Raw genomic sequence first — 17,039 nt, 5'->3', positions numbered from 1 at the left:
CCAATGTGCGGACGTCTGGTAATCGATCTGTCGCCGGAAATGATCATAGAGATCTACGGGATCATCAGGAAAATCGATCGGGAGCTTAATCCCAGATACAATGTGACTCCATCCCAGACAGTACCCATTGTCAGGGTGGATGTTGAAGGTGGCCGGGAGCTTGCCTTTGTCCGGTGGGGACTCATCCCCTCTTGGGCAAAAGACATCTCCATCGGCAATAGCCTTATCAACGCCCGTTCGGAGACCGCTGCGGAGAAGCCGTCATTCCGGTCAGCATTCAAGCGCCGTCGCTGTGTCATTCCAGCAGGAGGGTTTTACGAATGGCAGCGGCAGGATGGGAAAAGAAAACAGCCATGGTATTTTCGGATGCCCGATGGAAGCCCCGTATCGATTGCTGGGTTGTGGGAACATTGGCAAGGGAGTGATGGCCAGGTAATAGAATCTTGTTCCATCCTGACAACCAGCGCGAATGAGCTGATGGCACCCATACATGACAGGATGCCGGTTATTCTGAGCCATGATGACCATGCAACGTGGCTCAACCCCAAACTGACAGATGGCGTCCTGCTGCAGGAGCTTTGTCGACCTTGTCCATCAGATATCCTGAATGCGTATCCCGTCTCCCCTATGGTTAACAGTCCGAAAAACGATTCTGCTGATTGCATTGCCCCAATCAGAATACTTGGTACTGCCAAGGGTCAGATAAAGATGTCTGATGATTTTGACCAATTGCCGGATGAGATTATCGATGAATTCTACAAGTGAAGAATTTCAGAAAGAAGCGGCTGAATTTAAACCCCCTACCAACTGCATTTTGTCAGCCCTGTCCATGGTCTTGATTTGAGATTCTCTCCTGGAAGCAGAAGATCGGCTGTGGCCATTTTCAAGATACATAACCCGTAATGGTTGCCGTCCCCGGAAGTATTTAGCGCCAATCCCAGAGGCATGTTGCCGGAGCCGGCGCTCAATATCAGTGGTGATCCCTGTGTAGAGAGTGTTATCGGAACAGAGGATGACATAGACGCACCAGTTCATGCGCTGAGGAATTTCGCTATCGCTCTGAAATATGATTCCGAATTCACCGCCATGATATTGTTGTGGTCCCCCCGCTCGAAAATCAGCAATTCTTTCGGCTCCTGCGCCCATTCGTAAAGATTCTCGGCATGTGAAACGCTAACCAGATCGTCGTTCTGAGTATGCAGGATCAGCAGCCGTCCCCGAAACGAGGCGATCTTCCGCTTCTGGTTGAGATGACGGGCCACCGATTCCTTGAGTGAATCCATGGTAGCACCAACATGATGCGGTTCGATCCGGACCAAAATTCTTTCCAGCGGCTCTGCCAGGCCGCTTTCCACGATGAGACCGGCGGCTTTTGGGTAAAGGGACACACCATGGACCGCGTAGAGCGACCCCAGGGACCTCCCGAAGAAGATGATTTTCTCCGGCGGCACTCCGCTGGCCTCCGTGATCAGTCGGACATCGTCCAGCATGGCTGCCAGTCCCGGTTCGCCGTCGGACATCCCGTAGCCCCGGTACTCTGCCAGTAGCAGATTGGCCCCCAAGCCAGCGATCCGATCTTCGAAGTCGCCAAGGTAGTCTGCTACGGTCTCTCCGTTCCCGTGGAAATGGATAATCGTCGGCAGGTCATCCGAGATGTGCCGATAGTGACACCCCAGACGAAAACCATCCCCCTGCACGAAGAAAGGATCGTCAAACTGGTTCGGCCAGGGGTAGAAGTAGCGTGCCGTGAGGGTTGGATGATCAAGAATCGGGTCGGTCATACGTATGCACTCCTACATCAGTCCCAACAGTCTAGCGCCATCACGGAAAAGAACGAACGCAAAAACACATAACAGCAATCCGAGAAAACGAAGAGTATATAGATAAACCTTTCCACTCAAAAACGACCTTGATTTACCGACAGCTATAGCCAGCATGATTTTTGAGCCTACCAGCATCATATAGAAGGCCATAAGGAACGCAGTGACCCCCATGATACCAACTTTGAGGGCTTTGCCCATGGTTGGTGCGCCGACACTGATCCAGAAAAGGTAGGGATGAGGATTCAGAACGTTTACCACAACACCCTTCAATAGAGACCTCGGTGGTTCAGTCAGAATTGACACTTTTACCGGTTTCGTGCGCATGCAGTTGTACCCGGTATAGAGAATAAATATACCTCCTACCAGTGAGATGATACCCAACCCGTACTGGAAGCCGGACAGTTTTGAAGCGATAAAGAGTGTCAAAAGAATTATCGGCAGATCGCTGATAATCGGCGCAAGAGCAACCTTGATCCCCGACCTAACGCCGTGTTGCAGGGATTCAGAGATAACCAGTGTCAGAAGCGGCCCCGGAGCAAAGCCTGCTGAGAGGCCTAATATGATACCGATAGTCAGAAAATCTATCACGGCTGTAAGGGAACCTTACCGACCGGAGCGATATAGACGGTGAATTCCTCATTACCATCGACGGCAACCAGTTCATCTGCCAGACCCTGATTATAGGCAGCGATGGCACAGGTGCCGCAGCCGATCGCTTCGCAGGCCAGGTACAGGTTCTGGCAAACATGGCCGGCATCGAGGGCGATGACTTTGTAGGATGCCTCGGCGTAGCGCCACTCGGTGCGAGCCATTACCGCAGTCCAGATGAAGGTTACGGTTGCTTGCCCGGCAAATGCCTGACCGCGGCAGGCGGCGGTGAGATAGGCCGGCAGGTTCGGGAGATCCCGTTCATGCACCAGAGCGTGATCAAGAGGGAGGTAGCGGTACAGGCCCGGGTTGAGACCGGCTACCCTGAGCACACCAAGGTAGGTCTCAAAGGGGTGACGGCAACCAGCTGAAGGGACAGTGCGCAGAACTGCCGCTTCGTGGACCACAGCACGAACACCCTGGGTAGCCCAGAGAAGAAAGGCCAATTCATCGAGGGAAAGGAGCTCGCCCGTAAAGCGGCGGTGGCTCTCACGATCGGAGATTGCTGTCTGCAGGTCATACGCCTTAATCGGCCATTCATGCCGGGGTGGTAGAGGGATGATCCGGCTGCCCGGTTGCGCCGGTTTCTGGACTGGAGGCGGATCGACCCCTTCAGACTGCGGGGTGCAATAGAAATTGACCTCTTCCCTGATCCGGTCTGTCAGGAAGTACCTGCCGCTTTCTGTGGTTATCGTCGGCTTTCTCATGATTCAGAACCTGTTATAGCTTCTATTGCTTCACTGACCCAGTAGGTCTGCTTATGGTGACACCTGGTCAGTTCCGTTATCTTCTCTTGGGCCGCTTCCTTCGTGCCGTACGTCCCGACCAGGTACCTGCCGCCGTTATCGTCCTGACGCCACAATTGCCAGATCATACCTGCAACTCCTTGATCCAGAAGTTCATGGGGTGGGAGCGCCTGACACCATCCGTTTCCAGCCAGGTGAAGCTCGTCGTTATTCCGGGCAGGAGGTTGAAACCGGTGTGTACGAGAAACCTGTCAATGGGGATATGGTCTGACGGACGCAGCGGGTGGTTGTCAGGCCTTACCACAGTGGCACAGGTCAGGTACCGGTACGTACTGTAGGAACGAACATGCTCCTCGATCATTCGCACTATCTGCATCCCCATACCTCGATTGCGATGTTCGGGATAAAAAAGCAGTTCACCCACATAGAAGATCTCTTCGACAGGATAGGATGTGCCGCTGAACGGTTCGACCAGTTCCGTTGCCTCATGTCGCAGCGGCATCCCGGTGGCCGCTCCTGCGACCTTTTCCCCCTCTTTGACGATGATCACGAATGAATCAGGGGTTAGGGAGTAAAGCTTCAGATAGTGGAGTTCGTCCTCGCGGCGGCCATCGTACAGGTAGGGGAATTCTCTAAAAATCTCGATTCGAAGTGATGCTATATCGTTGAGGCAGTCGTCAACGGCTGAACCAGTCAATATTTGCTCGGTTATCGCCATGAGACATTCCACATAAAATATTATCTCTCCCGAATTGAGAAGCGATCAAGTGCGTCGACTCTGGTTATCTCCACGCTGTCCGTTATGCCACGAGGATAAACCTCGTTGGCAAGCCAGGTAAGTTCTTCTCTTTCCATATCACCGGGAACACTTGTCCACCATGCCTTGCAGCCACCTTGCGCTCCGTCATTCCAGCGGTACCCTCTCTGTTTCAGTACGTCCTTCTTCTCATAGGGGGCACCTACCGCGCAGACTTTCGCGGTGACCTCATCATATCTCTCCAACAGCACCTTGAATATTGGGGTACCACTGACAGGAAGAGATTCCAGGAGAATACCGAGCAGTCCTTCAGCATCGTCCAAGGCGCGATGGGCATTGATAAACCAGCCGAACTTGAACAATAGGTATTCCAGAACCCGGGTGGAAATCCTTTCTGCCTGCCAGTCGACCTGAGTCATGGAACAGCCCCAGGGCACTTTTGAGAAGACCGGAAATCGCGCTTCGACGAACTTGCGGTCAAACGCGGCATTGTGGGCAATTACCAGGCTTGCCTGATCGGCGAGCCGGCATACTTGGGCGTTATCGAAGGACTGGCCAGACACCATCTCATCAGTGATGCCGGTAATCGCCGTTGTTTCGGCTGAAAGAGGAAATCCAGGGTCTTCAAATCCGGCATATCGGTCGATGATCTTTATTATTCCTGCTGTAAGCGGGTCATACTGAAAAGCCACGATCCCAAGCTCAATTATCTTGTCGCAAGCAGGGTTCAACCCGGTTGTTTCCGTGTCGAGGCAGAGACCGATCCTGGGATTGGCTATAACCTTGCCGGCGAAACGGTTGTCCTGGCTCAGGTTCATTCTGCGCAACACCTTGTAATCGCCAGTCGCATTAAGGGAAGTAACTGCAATCTCAGCTTCAAGGGAGTTCATCGGTATGTCTTTGCAGGGTTTTTCCAACTCTTACCTCTACACTTATCGAATCTTTGCCATAGCGAATACCGCAAGGGAAATAATTACGAAAATTACTGTCAACGGAATCAGGCAACCTACAGACGTTCGATTGTAGACTCTGTTATAGGCTGCCTTCTTGGGATTCGTCAGCCACCCCCATCCTCTCGGAGCTTTGAGCCCCAACGACTGCCGGACGTATCTCTTCAGTGATGTCCGTGCGGCTATCCGTTTCGTCAGCGATGGTGTACGAATACCAAACTTCATGAGGTCACGTCCTCGCTGAGATTGCAATCTCTACTTGTTGATTGCATCGCGCAGCACAGTGCTTGGTTTAAAGGTTAATATACGACGCGCCTCAATGGTGATCGTTTCGCCAGTCTGAGGATTACGGCCCCGCCGTTCGTTTTTCTGCTTCACCACAAAACTGCCGAAGCCAGAGATTTTCAAAGTCTCGCCGGTTTCAAGGGTCGATTTCATGATGGAAAAGACTGCCTCCACCATTTCAGCTGACTCCTTCTGGGTCATACCTGTGTTGGTATGGATTTTTTCAACAATATCTGCTTTGGTCATTTGCTGTGTCCTTTATTAATATCAGTCGCTTTCCAGTTCCTTAAAGGCATCAAGCACTTCAGTCTCGACCTGCTTGAGCTTTTTGTCCAGTTCCCTGATTAACCGGGTTCCTTCCTTGACATCTTCTGCAAGTTTGTCGATGGGGGTCTCTGAATTGTCAAGCTTGGTCAGGATCTCGTCCAGCTTTTCAACTTTCTGCTCATAAGTAGGTTCGGTAGTGTCACTCATGGTTTATCTCCTTTGCAGTAACTTCGCTGATCAGAGAACCATCAGCTAAGCGGGTTTGAATTATCTGCTTTTCAGCGACATCAGCAATGGATCTGACAAGAGTGCCCTGTTGGCTGTAGACAAGGGCAAAGCCACGCTTCAGAACAGTCTGCGGGTCAATAGCTTTCAGGGTGGCCATTTTGTCATTCAGGCTGGTACGAGCCAAAGCAATCCTCTGCAAAACCCGCTCTTGCTTGAGCCGACCCTTGATATTCGCGAGAAGCATTGATTTCATTTTGAATACCGAAAAGAACCGGGCTTTCAATTGCTGCCGGTTTTTCTCGTTGCGCTCACGCTCAACTGCCAGGCGCCGCAAAAAGCGCTCCTTTTCAAAGCGTTGCTTCAGTCCGGACAGAGTCTCTCCTGTTCGGGTAAGACAGTGAGTTACTCCCGATGAGAGTTCTTGCCGTTTTGCTGCCAGGCGCTCCATGTGATTTTTGGTCAATGTCAGCGGGAGAGAACGTAATTTTTCCCTTCTTCTCCCTATTCCAATCTGTTCAGTTGACAACCGTCGCTGCACTCGGGCACGCAGTTCTTGTGCCTGCTCCCTCAAATTGCTTGCTGTCACATCAAGCAGCTTTCTCGGCCCCTGCTGGATGCCGGTCACCGCCCTTGCCAGATAGTCCTGGTCGATTTTCAACCGGTAGGCCCAGACGGTCTTCAAGGTGTTGGTTGCCTCGTCCAATTGCCGGCGCATCTGGACAAAGCGGGCCACCAACTCCTCTGCTGCCGCCGTCGGCGTCTTGAAAGAGCGGTTGGCGATATAGTCCAGGATACTCGTATCGATTTCGTGGCCGATACCGGTCCACACCGGCTTGGGGTATCCGGCAATTTTCCTGGCAATGGCCTCATTGTCCAGGAAGTAGAGATCCGTCTTGCTGCCACCGCCCCGGATGATAAACACAAGGTCGACATCGAGTCCGGTAAGGGCATCCAAGGCTCGAAGTACCGATTTCTCTGTCTGATCCCCCTGGACCATAGCATCAGCCAGGTAGATCTTGAAGCCGTAGCCTGACGCCGTGAGGGTCTGGATGAAGTCATTGTATGCCGCGCTCCCGGAACTGGTAATCAGGCCGAGCCTTATCGGAAGGATCGGTACGAAGCGTTCCTTGTTCGTCTCGAACAGCCCTTCCTTTTGCAGGCGCTCGATAATCTCCCTCTTTTTCAGCTCCATTTCGCCCAAAGCAATCGATGGATCGGCATCAATGACTCTGAGGGACAAGCCATACTGGGGACTAAACTGAAGAGAACAGAGAAAGCCGACCACCGTGCCGTTTGTCAGCACAAAATCCATATTCCTGGTCTTGAACAACTCCTTTATGGTGGAAAGTTCTCTCTGCCAGATGGTGCAGGCTATCTTTGCGACGATTTTTCCGCTTGCATCCGTTTCAACCAGATCACAGTAAAAAGCTCCACCTCGTTCCCGGCCAGTGGATATCTCTGCCTTGACCCAGAACTGCTTACTGATGGCAGGTTCCAGCAGTTCATTGATCCGCTTTGTGATAGCGGAGAGGGGAAAGAATCGTTTCTCCATCGATGCGGTCACCTGCTCGGAATGATGTTACATGTCTTGGATACCAGGTCGAACGCAATTTTCGCCTGCCCGGTGCGGAGTTGCTTCAGCACTTGATCAATTTTGATTTCGAGGGAGTATTCCGTGTCTGGCCACTCCCGGGTGACGAATTCGGAAATCAGGTTGCGAAGTGTTTCCGGGTTGATGCTGTCCCAAGGTACATCTACCCCATCCTCGTCATGTTCGGGTTGAAGTTGATGGGGGTTGTTATCATCAGGTTCGATCGTCACTTCAATGGATTTCGGCAATTCCATGCTCCATACTGTGATCTGCCTACTCAAAGGGGTTCTTAACGATCTTGGCCGGTTTCTGTGTCACTTTGTCAGGTAGCTCGGCGCTTTCCAGTTCCGTCAGGGTCAGATCCAAAATACTCTTCAGTTCTCGCGCAACAGCCAACCCCTCTTTATCCCGAGTAATATCTATGCTGCCATAGATGGACACCCGGTCAATACGATTCTCAACAGTAAGGGAGCCTATCTGAAGGCATTCACTTTCGTTCTTGAATGGGTTGATAATTTTATTGTTCACACTCGCCCTCCTTTACGTTTACGATCTTTAAATGATCTGGGATTAGGAAGACGCATGAGTCTTGATTTCACATTTTCTTCAACTGACGGGAAAATACTGATACCCGCCACTTTTTCTAACTCTGTTATCGAGATTTTTTGGGGTTGGGCATCAGCATCGTTGTCAATAAGGTATGCACCGGCTTCTTTTCTCAGTGGGTCGTACACAGCTTTGAACAATTTTGTAGGGACCATTACGGCGCCACCGATTTGTTGAACCTCGCCACCCTGAAAAATTGGGCCAGTCACTACATACAGATCGCCTGACCTCTTCGCCATCATCCGCACAGCAGATTCTATGCCCCCCCATGGCCCGCGGTTATTTTCGGGTATCTGGGGAACCATATTCGCCAAGGAAAAGCATTCATACTGTGATTTAATGTCGAACATGTCAGCAGATGGTGCTACATGGCCACGGTCATAGTCAGATCTGGCATAATGATGCAGTTTAGCTCGTTCCGAACGCGGGATATTCTCGTCGGGGTGGAACTTGCTCTGCCGTTTTAGACCTTTACCTTGCAAAATCCACTCTCGCGTCAAGTGCTCAGCTGCATAGAGCGGCGTCCTGGTCACGCCGGAATGCTTGACCGCAAAACCCGAATAGCAGATTTCACGCGTTTTTGTGGTGAGATTTTGATTGATGACGTCAGGGGCTATACCGTTGGCGAAGTGATCTGGGCACCCTGTTTGAGCCGCCATTCCTGTAACGGACAACAGAAGACTGGATATTGTCAGTCCTACAAGAATAAATCTTTTGATGCACATCTGCAAACCTCCAAAAGAAGGCGTAACTCTATCAATTCACGTGTGATTTTACAAGGAGAGAGCTGGAAAAGAGCAACATTGCCACTCGTGATGGCCTTGCGTTACGAGTAGCAACCTTGTTCATACATTAGAAAAAGACTCAGGAGGGGGGAATTTCCCCCTCCTGATGTTGAGCACTACTTCTTAATGGTTTCGATAACCGTTGTGCTCGGCCGCTTTATGGCCACTTTTACCGGAATAAACTGCCCGGTTTTGGCATCTCTGCCAATTTTGATGGATTTTCCAGCCATTGGAATACACCTTCCTTTCCCGGGCAGCTTTATCCTTGCTTGTATTTTGGCTAAAGCTCTGATAATAGTTCATCAGAGAGTGTGCGACCACTCCTCATACGAGCAGTCCGGTGACCGATACCGGACTTGCGGAAGGCCACAGGGTTCCCCAACCCTCGCGGCCTTTTTTATTGCGACCATATTACTTAACATTTTACATATTGTCAAATGAGTATTTTTAGCTATAATGTTAACTATGGTAGACATGAAATGCAGCCGTTTTTACGGAAAGGTAGGTAGCGCCATGATCTTGCGAGAGCTTAGAGAGCTGGCAGGAATGACGCAGGACACACTGGGCGAAAAGGTTGGTGTAACGCGTCAGACTATTGCCGTGTGGGAATCCGGAGACAGGAAGCCATCAGTTGAGCAACTTGGCCGCTTGGCAAAAGCTCTTGGTGTTTCACTTAGCCTGTTTATCGAAAGTGAACCTGGCGCTGAACCGGTATTGTTATTCAGGGCTGACATGCCTTCAGCTCTTTCCCAGGACTTACGGCATATTCTCACCCAAAAGGTAGAAGACTATGCGGCAATCGAACAGATTGTCGGCGCTGAACCAGTATTGCCAGAATCCCGGAAAGTTCCAGACCAGGCCCTAGATGCGATTGATACCCATGCTGAACGAATCAGAAACTGGCTCGGAGTAGAGAATGGACCTTTGGGTGACGTGCTCGCATTACTTGAAGACAGGGGTATCAAGATAATTCAATGCCCTCTGCCTCAGCAGGTATCAGGGTTCTCAGCATACACAGAAGAACTGGGGGGAGTAATTATTGTCAATGCAGAACATGCAACAGAACGGCAATACTTCACGGCCATCCACGAACTTGTCCATCTGATTTATCACCGAATGGAATACCGTAGACCGACCGCATCAACAGTTAAAGGAAAAGATCCGAGAGAGAAGTTTGCAGATGCGGTTGCCGGCGCAGTCATTCTTCCTAGAGCCGTTATAGAGGAAGAACTCGGCTTTTACCAGAACCGCTGGATACCAGAACCTGTCCTTCAGTACATCAAGAAACGATACTATGTAAGCATGAAGACCGTTTTGTTCCGCGCTGAACAGGCAGGCATTATTTCCTCAAAACAGCGAGGCCAACAGATGGGTAAACTGATAGATAAATATGGCAAAAACGATGAAGGTGTACGTCTGGAGAAGCCAAGCATCCCTTCACGCCTTGAACGACTTGCCTTCCAAGCCCTTGCTGATGAAAAGATATCTTCTTCGAGGGCCGCGGAGATTCTTGGCAGGCCGATTATGGATATCCGGAAAGATCTTCTCAAATGGATTGATGGGGAGGCGTTTGCTTGATCCTCATTTCCGATGCAAGCATCCTCATTGACTTGGGTTTTGTTGATGGAATTGATGTCCTGCCCAAGTTGGGAACCTGTGAAGTGCTCGATCTGGTACTCATGGAATGCGAACATGAAAGTCAGCCTGGCTTGGTAGCATCTATCAAACAGTCTGGGATTTCAGTGATTCCAGTCTCAGATGACCTGCTGAAAGAAGCTAATTCTCTACAGGCAAAACTATTGAGTCTTCAGGACAAGCTTACCTTTTGCTACGCTGCAAACACGAATCGCATAGTCTTTGCTGGAGATCGCCCTCTTCGAGATAAGTGTCAAGAGGCAGGGATTGAATTCAAAGGCGCTATCTGGGTCGTTGAGGAGGCTCACCGGAGAGGCTTGGTACAACCAACTGAACTTTGCAGATGGCTCACTATGTGGCTATCCGTAGGTCGTAGGCTTCCACTAAAAGAGCTAGACAGGCTTTACCACCTTTTAAAATGTGGCAAAGTTGGCAAGGGATAGATGACAATGGATAGATTGTATCTTGCATCCGCAATAATATGCATCTGCATAATCGGTTTCCTGCGGGTGAATCATTATTGCAAACACCTTTCAGACATAAAAACATTCGCAATTGAGTTCCTCGATAAATTAAAGACGTATCTATCAAGCAATGGCAGTGATGGGGGTGCCTATAGCTGGCTTACTCTCAAGTCAAATAAAATGCAAAACCAGTTGGGTTCAGCGGGTATCATGGCTGCATACAAGCCACCATTTGCTAATTTCCAGTACACAAATTACCCGATAATCTTGAACATGCTTCCTGAACTCAGAAATGCTCTCAGTGACTCATATGCACTGAGAAGATTAGCAGATCAATATGCTGCAACGATTCAAGAAGTAATCATTCGACATATTGGCTCCATAGAAGAAATTGAGGAATTCAACAGGAAGAAATTGAAGAACCCCATTATTTGGTTCCGTGAAGGAGTGCAGCTATTGATTTCAAGCCCACTCTACGCAGCATTTTGGCTTGGAGTTATTAAAGAACCAGTTATTGATCGTTTGACAGGCAATATCATTTTCAAATTCATTTCAACTTTTGTGACCTTGGTTGGATTTGTAGGCTCAATAATAACCATCGTCATTGGCTGGGACCAATTTGCATTAATGGCTAATAAATTCGTAGCGGTGCAAATACCACAACTCTTAAAATAGTAGACTGTTACTTTCCTACGGAGTGTAAAGCTTTCCAGCTCCATCCAGCTAGTTATTTTTCGCTCCAATCATTTCTGATCAACTTGACCAACATAACTTACTGACAAGGCTGCCTCCTCTTTAAGAGGAGACAGTCTTGTCAGCATTAACTACCCATCAGGCCAGTTTCTTTGCGATACCAGCGACATGCGCTCCTTGAAAACGCGCACCTGCAAGTTCGTTATCACTCGGCATCCGTTCACCTTGACCGCCAGTAATGGTTGACGCACCATAAGGTGATCCTCCGGTTATTTCAGAAATACCCATCTGTCCGGCAAATGTACACAGCCATCGCTCGGGCCTTTATTCACGAATCGATATTAATTCATTTAGTTGTCATGGCAAAATATATTGAATTTATTGACGTGAAATATGCACTTGCAGCTGTTATTTTTTGTGATAATCTAAAGTGAGCGCGCACTTGCAAGCGAGGTTTAAGTGGCTAAAAGAATGCGGGAAACAACTGAGGTCAGACAGAAGCAGATAACCGAGGCAGCCTTACAGGTTATAGGGCAGAAGGGGATAAACGGTGCTACTACGGTTGAGATCGCCTCTGCGGCAGGCATCTCCGAAGGGAACCTTTATCGGCATTTTCGAAACAAGGAAGAAATAATCAAATCGGTAATCGACAAGATCGGGAGCGACTTGGTAGCGATACTGGCTGCCGTGGTAGAAGTTAGTGCCCCTCTACAAAAACTAGAAATCACATTTAAACGCCACCTTAAGTACATAGAAGGGAATGTCGGTATACCAAGAACAATTTTCTCAGAAGAAACAATTGTGGCAAATGAAAATCTTCGAGCAAGGGTGAAAAACACTATCTTAATGTATTTCCAAGGTATCAAGCAAATAGTTGAACAAGGACAGAGGATTGGCGTTCTTGACACTGAAATGGACTCTCAGGCAATCACCAGCATGTTCATAGGCACTATCCACTTTGCTGTCACGTGGTGGTTGATGAATAATTTTTCACCGAAACTGACCGATGATGCGGAGGGGCTTTGGAAGAACTTTGCAAGAGCAGTAACTCACAAAGATTGAAATTATCAACACACCATAACAGGAGGAAATTAAAATGAAACTGATTAACAAAGTTGTCGGACTCATGGTTGTTTTTGTTGCCTGCTTAGGTCTGCTGACTCCACGGTTTGCCGCGGCCCATTGCGACACCATGGATGGCCCGGTTGTTCAGGATGCCCGCAAGGCTTTGGATACTAAAGATGTCACACCGGTTCTCAAGTGGATACAGGTCAAGGATGAGAAAATTGTGAAAGATGCATTCAAGAAAGCACTCGCCGCACAAGGTAAGAAACAACAGCCAGCCGCGGAGAAGAAGTTTTTCGAATCACTGGTAAGAATCCATCGTGCTGGCGAAGGCGCACCCTTCACAGGGCTGAAGCCCGCAGGCGAAGTGGAGCCGGTTATCGCCGAGGCGGACAAAGCGTTGGCCGGAGGCTCTCCCGACAGTTTGGTAAAGATGGTGACCGATTCGGTCAACCAAGGTATTCGCCAGAGATACGAGAAGGTGGCTGAAGCGCTCAAGCACAAGGATGAGAGCGTACAGAAAGGTCGAGAATACGTGGAGACCTACGTCGAGTATACCCATTACGTGGAGCGCTTGCAGATGGTTGCGGAGGGACATGCGGCGCATCATGGGGAGGCTGCCCACAAAAAGCATGAGATTCAAAAACACGAGCATGGCCATTGATCATGCACCATGCAGTTGGTTTGAGATAATTATTTTGAAAGAAAAACTGACACAAGCACAAGGAGACGACAATGGCAAAAAAAGCATGGGTTGATCAGGCTGAATGTATCAGTTGCGGACTATGTGTTGACAACCTTCCCGATGTCTTCCGTTTTGATGATAGCGGCAAGGCGGAATGTTTCGATTCCTCTGCTGCAACCGAGGATGAAATCCAGGCCAATGCCATCGATATATGCCCTGTATCGTGTATCCATTGGGAAGAGTGAAGTGTAAATCGTAGCCAAAGGAGAAAATATGAAGAGTTGGCAATGTACCATCTGCCAGTATGTGTGAATCGGCATGCAAAAATGACCCACCTATAGCCTGAATCGGCGTCCAAATTGACCCACCCCAGCAGCCTGCTCCATACTCTCCGAACTTATCGGAGAGAGGAGACAGAAAGGAGATGCTGAAGGTGGATACCATCCGTGATGTACGTATTGCCCATTTTGTAGAGAGGAAAGGAATTCGCGAGATTTCCCGCGATTTAAATCTTTCCCGTAACACCGTCAGAACCATCATCCGGAGTGGAATAGTCGATCAGAGCTACTGCCGGATCGACAAGCACCGTCCCAAGCTCGGGGCTGTTATTGAGCGTCTTGTTGAACTGCTGAATGAGGATGAAACCAAGCCGGTCAAACAACGTCGCCGTGCGCAGATCCTGTTCGAGCAACTGCAGCGTGAGGGCTATGCCGGAGGCTATGACGCTGTCAGGCGCTATGTCGGTGCCTGGAGGAGAGAAAAAGGCAAGGCTCCGGCAAAAGCCTTCATTCCACTTGAATATGATCCCGGCGATGCCTTCCAGTTCGATTGGAGTTATGAGCAGGTCGAGTTGGGCGGTATGCCGGCCGAGGTAAAGATCGCCCAGTTCCGCCTGTGCCACAGCCGCAAGCTATTCTGCATCGCCTACACCCGTGAGACCCTGGAGATGGTCCTCGATGCCCATTCCCGGGCATTCGAGTTCTTCGGCGGCGTCTGCAGACGAGGCATCTACGACAATCTTAAAACCGTAGTCACCAAGGTCCTGATGGGCAAGGACCGAGTCTTTAACCGGAGATTCCAGAACCTGGCGTCCTACTATCTCTTCGACCCGGTTGCCTGCACCCCGGCTGCCGGTTGGGAGAAGGGTCAGGTGGAGAACCAGGTCGGCGTGGTCCGTCACCGCTTCTTCGCCACGCGCAGACGCTTTGCCGACCTTGAGGAACTGAATGAATGGCTGGCCGGTGAATGCCGTAATCGTGCTGCCACGGCGAAACATCCCGAGTTGAAAGACAGGACCATCGACCAGGTCTTCGCCGAAGAGAGAACGCATCTCCTGGCTTTGCCGGTTTCCCCCTTCGACGGTTACCAAGGCAACACCACCAGGGTCAGTTCGCAACTCCTGATTAGCTTTGACCGCAACCGCTACAGCGTCAATGCAATGGCTGTAGGAAAGAGCGTTGAGGTACGGGCTTACGCCGACAGGATCATTGTTGTTATGAACGGCACGGTAGTCGGTATCCATCGCCGTCATCTTGGCAGGGACAAGGTCATCTACGATCCCTGGCATTACCTGGCCGTACTGGAACAAAAACCTGGAGCCCTGCGCAATGGGGCACCCTTCAAGGAATGGAACCTGCCGGAGGCCATGAAGGAGGTCAGAACATTCCTTGAGGCTCGTTCCGATGGCGACCGCCAGTTCGTTAGCATCCTGTCAGTGGTCAAGCGCTACGGGATTGAGGATGTGGCCGATGCCTGCGCCAAGGCTCTGTCCGACAAGACGATCAGCAGTGACGTCATCCTTTCCATACTTTCCCGGCAGCATGATGAACCGCAGCCGGCGCAGGTCACACTATCGGCGCAGCTTCCGCTTCTGACCATGATTCCGGTGGTGGATTGCTACCGCTATGACCGTCTGCTGTCGGGAGGCGCATATGGTACTGCGTGACCGCCTGATGGAAGCTATAGGAACCCTTGGCCTCTATGGCATGAAGGTCACTCTTGACGAGATACTGGCAGCGGGAATCAAGAGCAGGGCCACCCCGGAGAAGATCCTCTGTGATCTTCTTGAAGCCGAGATGGCTGAGCGGAAAATCAGAAGCATCCGTTACCGCATGAGTCTGGCCAGGTTCCCGGTAGAAAAGGATCTCGACCGGTTCGACTTCACCGCTTCGCCAGTCAACGAGATGCAGGTCAGAAACTTAAACGAAGGGCGCTTTATCTCCGACCACACCAACGTCATCATGGTGGGCGGCACCGGAACCGGTAAAACGCACTTGGCCATCTCAATTGCCAAGCAAAGCATCAGAAACGGCAGGAAGGCCAGGTTCTTCAATGTGCTTGATCTGGTGAACCAGCTGGAACAGGAAAAAATGGACAACCGGGGTGGAAAGCTGGCGGAACACCTCGCCCGACACGATCTGGTCATACTGGACGAACTGGGCTACCTGCCGTTCTCCAGAAGCGGAGGACAACTCCTGTTCCACCTGATCTCGAAGCTCTATGAAAGAACGTCACTGATCATTACAACAAACCTGACCTTCGGAGAATGGCCACAAGTGTTCGGTGATGGAAAAATGACAACGGCACTGTTAGACAGGGTTACTCACCACTGCGAGATTGTTGAAACAGGAAACGAAAGCTGGAGAATCAGAACGAGGATCATTAACTAAAAATACTGCTGGGGGTGGGTCAAAAAGCACGCCTGCGGTGGGTCAAAATTCAATGCCGATTGACAAGTATGTGTATGATCCGGCTGTCGGAGACATGGAGCATGGGATTGCACCCGGAACCGCTTTCGAAGATCTTCCGGCTGAGTGGGTCTGCCCTGAGTGTGGTGCCGGAAAAGATTCCTTCGAGGAGCTATAATAAAGGGAGTTTTTGATTCGACGTATTATCCAATGATGGCCCTGATCAACTGTCGGGGCCTGATATAAAAGGTAACTGTTTATATTCAAGGGGGGAGACATGAAAGGCAACGAGCAAATAAACAAGCAGCCAGATTTATGTCTGTCAGAGGAACACTTCAGAATGAATGATGTGTTGTCGGAGCAAATTGCAATAATTCAAGAATTCGCACCTCAATTGGATACGGGTGATTTGATGCAGCTGAAAGCAAACCTTGTCGAAATTGAAAAGGCATTGAACCGTTTAAAGGAATTTATGGCGTATCTGCCCAAGCAAACACTGTGACTGAGATAGTGAGGAACCCATGGTAAAAACGTTAAGCATGTTGATCCATGCCCAACCTGTAACTGTTTGGAGTGTGCTTTTAGACAGTATTGAAGACCCTCAGCGCTACATGCCGGATGTGGACGGCTCCAGTGTGGTGGAGCGACTTGTTGGGGGGACTGCCAAGGAACTAAAAATTGGTTGGGAATGCCTCGTGCCTGACGGTTTTGACTATTTTGTGTTCGACCAGGGGGCCCTCAGGGAAATCAAGGCTCAGAAAAATGGAAACGATTATGAACCCGGGTTGTTGAGGTCCTTTGAGTATGAAAGCGAAATTGTTAGAAAAATAACGGTGCGGGGCACACCATACATTGAAAAGTATATGGTAAGTAAAAAGTATAAGGATATCCGCCGCAAACTGGTCGATCACCCTGTCTTTTCCGGGCAAATCACTATAAAGGTTGCTCCCTATTCTGCGCAGAACCCCATGTCACCTGTTGATCTGCAATTTTTTATCGTGTTAGTACCAAAATCTGCATGGGCCAAAGAAGTAGTTGACCGTGAAAATGAAATGGTTTTGGCAATCAAGACTGAACTGCAGCGGATCAAAGAGCGTGCTGAAGAATTGGAACGGAGCACTTGA

General features: G+C 50.0%; 25 protein-coding genes. 12 read left to right on the top strand and 13 right to left on the bottom strand.

Annotation, left to right across the window (positions count from 1 at the left end):
• The first annotated feature begins 3 nt into the window (after window positions 1-3).
• Window positions 4-765 carry an SOS response-associated peptidase gene (locus tag KI810_RS05790; protein WP_214174499.1) on the top strand — a complete coding sequence of 254 codons (762 nt, stop codon included), beginning with the start codon at window positions 4-6 and terminating at the stop codon, window positions 763-765.
• 6 nt (window positions 766-771) lie between these two features.
• Here KI810_RS05790 and KI810_RS05785 read toward each other — a convergent pair whose 3' ends face one another.
• From KI810_RS05785 to KI810_RS05725, 13 genes are all read right to left on the bottom strand, one after another.
• Complete coding sequence (locus KI810_RS05785; protein ID WP_214174498.1) at window positions 772-1,035, bottom strand: GIY-YIG nuclease family protein; 264 nt, start codon at window positions 1,033-1,035, stop codon at window positions 772-774.
• Window positions 1,032-1,781: an alpha/beta hydrolase gene (locus KI810_RS05780; RefSeq protein WP_214174497.1), complete on the bottom strand. Its 750-nt coding sequence runs from the start codon at window positions 1,779-1,781 to the stop codon at window positions 1,032-1,034. Before KI810_RS05780 ends, KI810_RS05785 begins: the two co-directional genes overlap by 4 nt.
• 12 nt (window positions 1,782-1,793) lie before the next feature.
• Entirely contained in the window at window positions 1,794-2,411 is a 618-nt protein-coding gene (locus KI810_RS05775) for a LysE family translocator (protein ID WP_214174496.1), read from the bottom strand.
• On the bottom strand, window positions 2,408-3,178 hold the full coding sequence (locus KI810_RS05770; protein ID WP_214174495.1) for a SagB/ThcOx family dehydrogenase: 771 nt from the start codon (window positions 3,176-3,178) through the stop codon (window positions 2,408-2,410). The genes KI810_RS05775 and KI810_RS05770 overlap by 4 nt, the downstream gene beginning before the upstream one ends.
• Complete coding sequence (locus KI810_RS05765) at window positions 3,175-3,345, bottom strand: hypothetical protein (RefSeq protein ID WP_214174494.1); 171 nt, start codon at window positions 3,343-3,345, stop codon at window positions 3,175-3,177. The genes KI810_RS05770 and KI810_RS05765 overlap by 4 nt, the downstream gene beginning before the upstream one ends.
• On the bottom strand, window positions 3,342-3,935 hold the full coding sequence (locus KI810_RS05760) for a GNAT family N-acetyltransferase (protein ID WP_214174493.1): 594 nt from the start codon (window positions 3,933-3,935) through the stop codon (window positions 3,342-3,344). The genes KI810_RS05765 and KI810_RS05760 overlap by 4 nt, the downstream gene beginning before the upstream one ends.
• Window positions 3,936-3,955: 20 nt before the next feature.
• Entirely contained in the window at window positions 3,956-4,891 is a 936-nt protein-coding gene (locus KI810_RS05755; protein ID WP_246525161.1) for a 3'-5' exonuclease, read from the bottom strand.
• Between the two features lie 288 nt (window positions 4,892-5,179).
• Complete coding sequence (locus KI810_RS05750; protein WP_214174492.1) at window positions 5,180-5,455, bottom strand: integration host factor subunit alpha; 276 nt, start codon at window positions 5,453-5,455, stop codon at window positions 5,180-5,182.
• A 21-nt stretch (window positions 5,456-5,476) separates the two neighbouring features.
• Entirely contained in the window at window positions 5,477-5,683 is a 207-nt protein-coding gene (gene xseB / locus KI810_RS05745; protein ID WP_012468324.1) for an exodeoxyribonuclease VII small subunit, read from the bottom strand.
• Window positions 5,676-7,256, bottom strand: coding sequence for an exodeoxyribonuclease VII large subunit (xseA, locus tag KI810_RS05740; protein WP_214174491.1), 1,581 nt, complete (start codon window positions 7,254-7,256; stop codon window positions 5,676-5,678). Before xseA ends, xseB begins: the two co-directional genes overlap by 8 nt.
• Before the next feature lie 8 nt (window positions 7,257-7,264).
• Window positions 7,265-7,549 carry a YheU family protein gene (locus tag KI810_RS05735; protein ID WP_214174490.1) on the bottom strand — a complete coding sequence of 95 codons (285 nt, stop codon included), beginning with the start codon at window positions 7,547-7,549 and terminating at the stop codon, window positions 7,265-7,267.
• 19 nt (window positions 7,550-7,568) lie between these two features.
• A complete protein-coding gene (locus KI810_RS05730; protein WP_214174489.1) occupies window positions 7,569-7,823 on the bottom strand; it encodes a hypothetical protein in 255 nt (84 codons plus the stop codon).
• The gene (locus KI810_RS05725) at window positions 7,820-8,626 is read right to left on the bottom strand and encodes a DNA/RNA non-specific endonuclease (RefSeq protein WP_214174488.1); all 807 of its coding nucleotides are present in this window, start codon (window positions 8,624-8,626) and stop codon (window positions 7,820-7,822) included. The genes KI810_RS05730 and KI810_RS05725 overlap by 4 nt, the downstream gene beginning before the upstream one ends.
• Window positions 8,627-9,199: 573 nt before the next feature.
• On the opposite strand from KI810_RS05725, the gene KI810_RS05720 reads away from it, so the two are divergent.
• From KI810_RS05720 to KI810_RS05670, 11 genes are all read left to right on the top strand, one after another.
• A complete protein-coding gene (locus KI810_RS05720; protein WP_214174487.1) occupies window positions 9,200-10,264 on the top strand; it encodes an ImmA/IrrE family metallo-endopeptidase in 1,065 nt (354 codons plus the stop codon).
• On the top strand, window positions 10,261-10,764 hold the full coding sequence (locus KI810_RS05715) for a PIN domain-containing protein (protein ID WP_214174486.1): 504 nt from the start codon (window positions 10,261-10,263) through the stop codon (window positions 10,762-10,764). The genes KI810_RS05720 and KI810_RS05715 overlap by 4 nt, the downstream gene beginning before the upstream one ends.
• A gap of 6 nt (window positions 10,765-10,770) precedes the next feature.
• Window positions 10,771-11,460, top strand: coding sequence for a hypothetical protein (locus tag KI810_RS05710; protein WP_214174485.1), 690 nt, complete (start codon window positions 10,771-10,773; stop codon window positions 11,458-11,460).
• A 477-nt stretch (window positions 11,461-11,937) separates the two neighbouring features.
• Window positions 11,938-12,540, top strand: a complete 603-nt coding sequence (locus tag KI810_RS05705) for a TetR/AcrR family transcriptional regulator (protein WP_214174484.1) — start codon at window positions 11,938-11,940, stop codon at window positions 12,538-12,540.
• A 34-nt stretch (window positions 12,541-12,574) separates the two neighbouring features.
• Window positions 12,575-13,207, top strand: a complete 633-nt coding sequence (locus KI810_RS05700; protein WP_214174483.1) for a DUF6448 family protein — start codon at window positions 12,575-12,577, stop codon at window positions 13,205-13,207.
• A 71-nt stretch (window positions 13,208-13,278) separates the two neighbouring features.
• Complete coding sequence (locus tag KI810_RS05695) at window positions 13,279-13,473, top strand: ferredoxin (RefSeq protein WP_214174482.1); 195 nt, start codon at window positions 13,279-13,281, stop codon at window positions 13,471-13,473.
• Window positions 13,474-13,652: 179 nt separating this feature from the next.
• Complete coding sequence (istA, locus tag KI810_RS05690) at window positions 13,653-15,173, top strand: IS21 family transposase (RefSeq protein ID WP_214174481.1); 1,521 nt, start codon at window positions 13,653-13,655, stop codon at window positions 15,171-15,173.
• Window positions 15,160-15,897 carry an IS21-like element helper ATPase IstB gene (gene istB, locus KI810_RS05685; RefSeq protein WP_214174480.1) on the top strand — a complete coding sequence of 246 codons (738 nt, stop codon included), beginning with the start codon at window positions 15,160-15,162 and terminating at the stop codon, window positions 15,895-15,897. The genes istA and istB overlap by 14 nt, the downstream gene beginning before the upstream one ends.
• Before the next feature lie 52 nt (window positions 15,898-15,949).
• Entirely contained in the window at window positions 15,950-16,093 is a 144-nt protein-coding gene (locus KI810_RS05680) for a rubredoxin (RefSeq protein ID WP_214174479.1), read from the top strand.
• Between the two features lie 99 nt (window positions 16,094-16,192).
• Window positions 16,193-16,417: a hypothetical protein gene (locus KI810_RS05675; RefSeq protein ID WP_214174478.1), complete on the top strand. Its 225-nt coding sequence runs from the start codon at window positions 16,193-16,195 to the stop codon at window positions 16,415-16,417.
• 19 nt (window positions 16,418-16,436) lie between these two features.
• Window positions 16,437-17,039, top strand: coding sequence for a hypothetical protein (locus KI810_RS05670; RefSeq protein WP_214174477.1), 603 nt, complete (start codon window positions 16,437-16,439; stop codon window positions 17,037-17,039).

The organism is Geomobilimonas luticola (genome assembly GCF_018476905.1).
GTDB classification, from domain to species: domain Bacteria; phylum Desulfobacterota; class Desulfuromonadia; order Geobacterales; family Geobacteraceae; genus Geomobilimonas; species Geomobilimonas luticola.
This window is presented reverse-complemented; position numbering and strand designations above follow the sequence as displayed.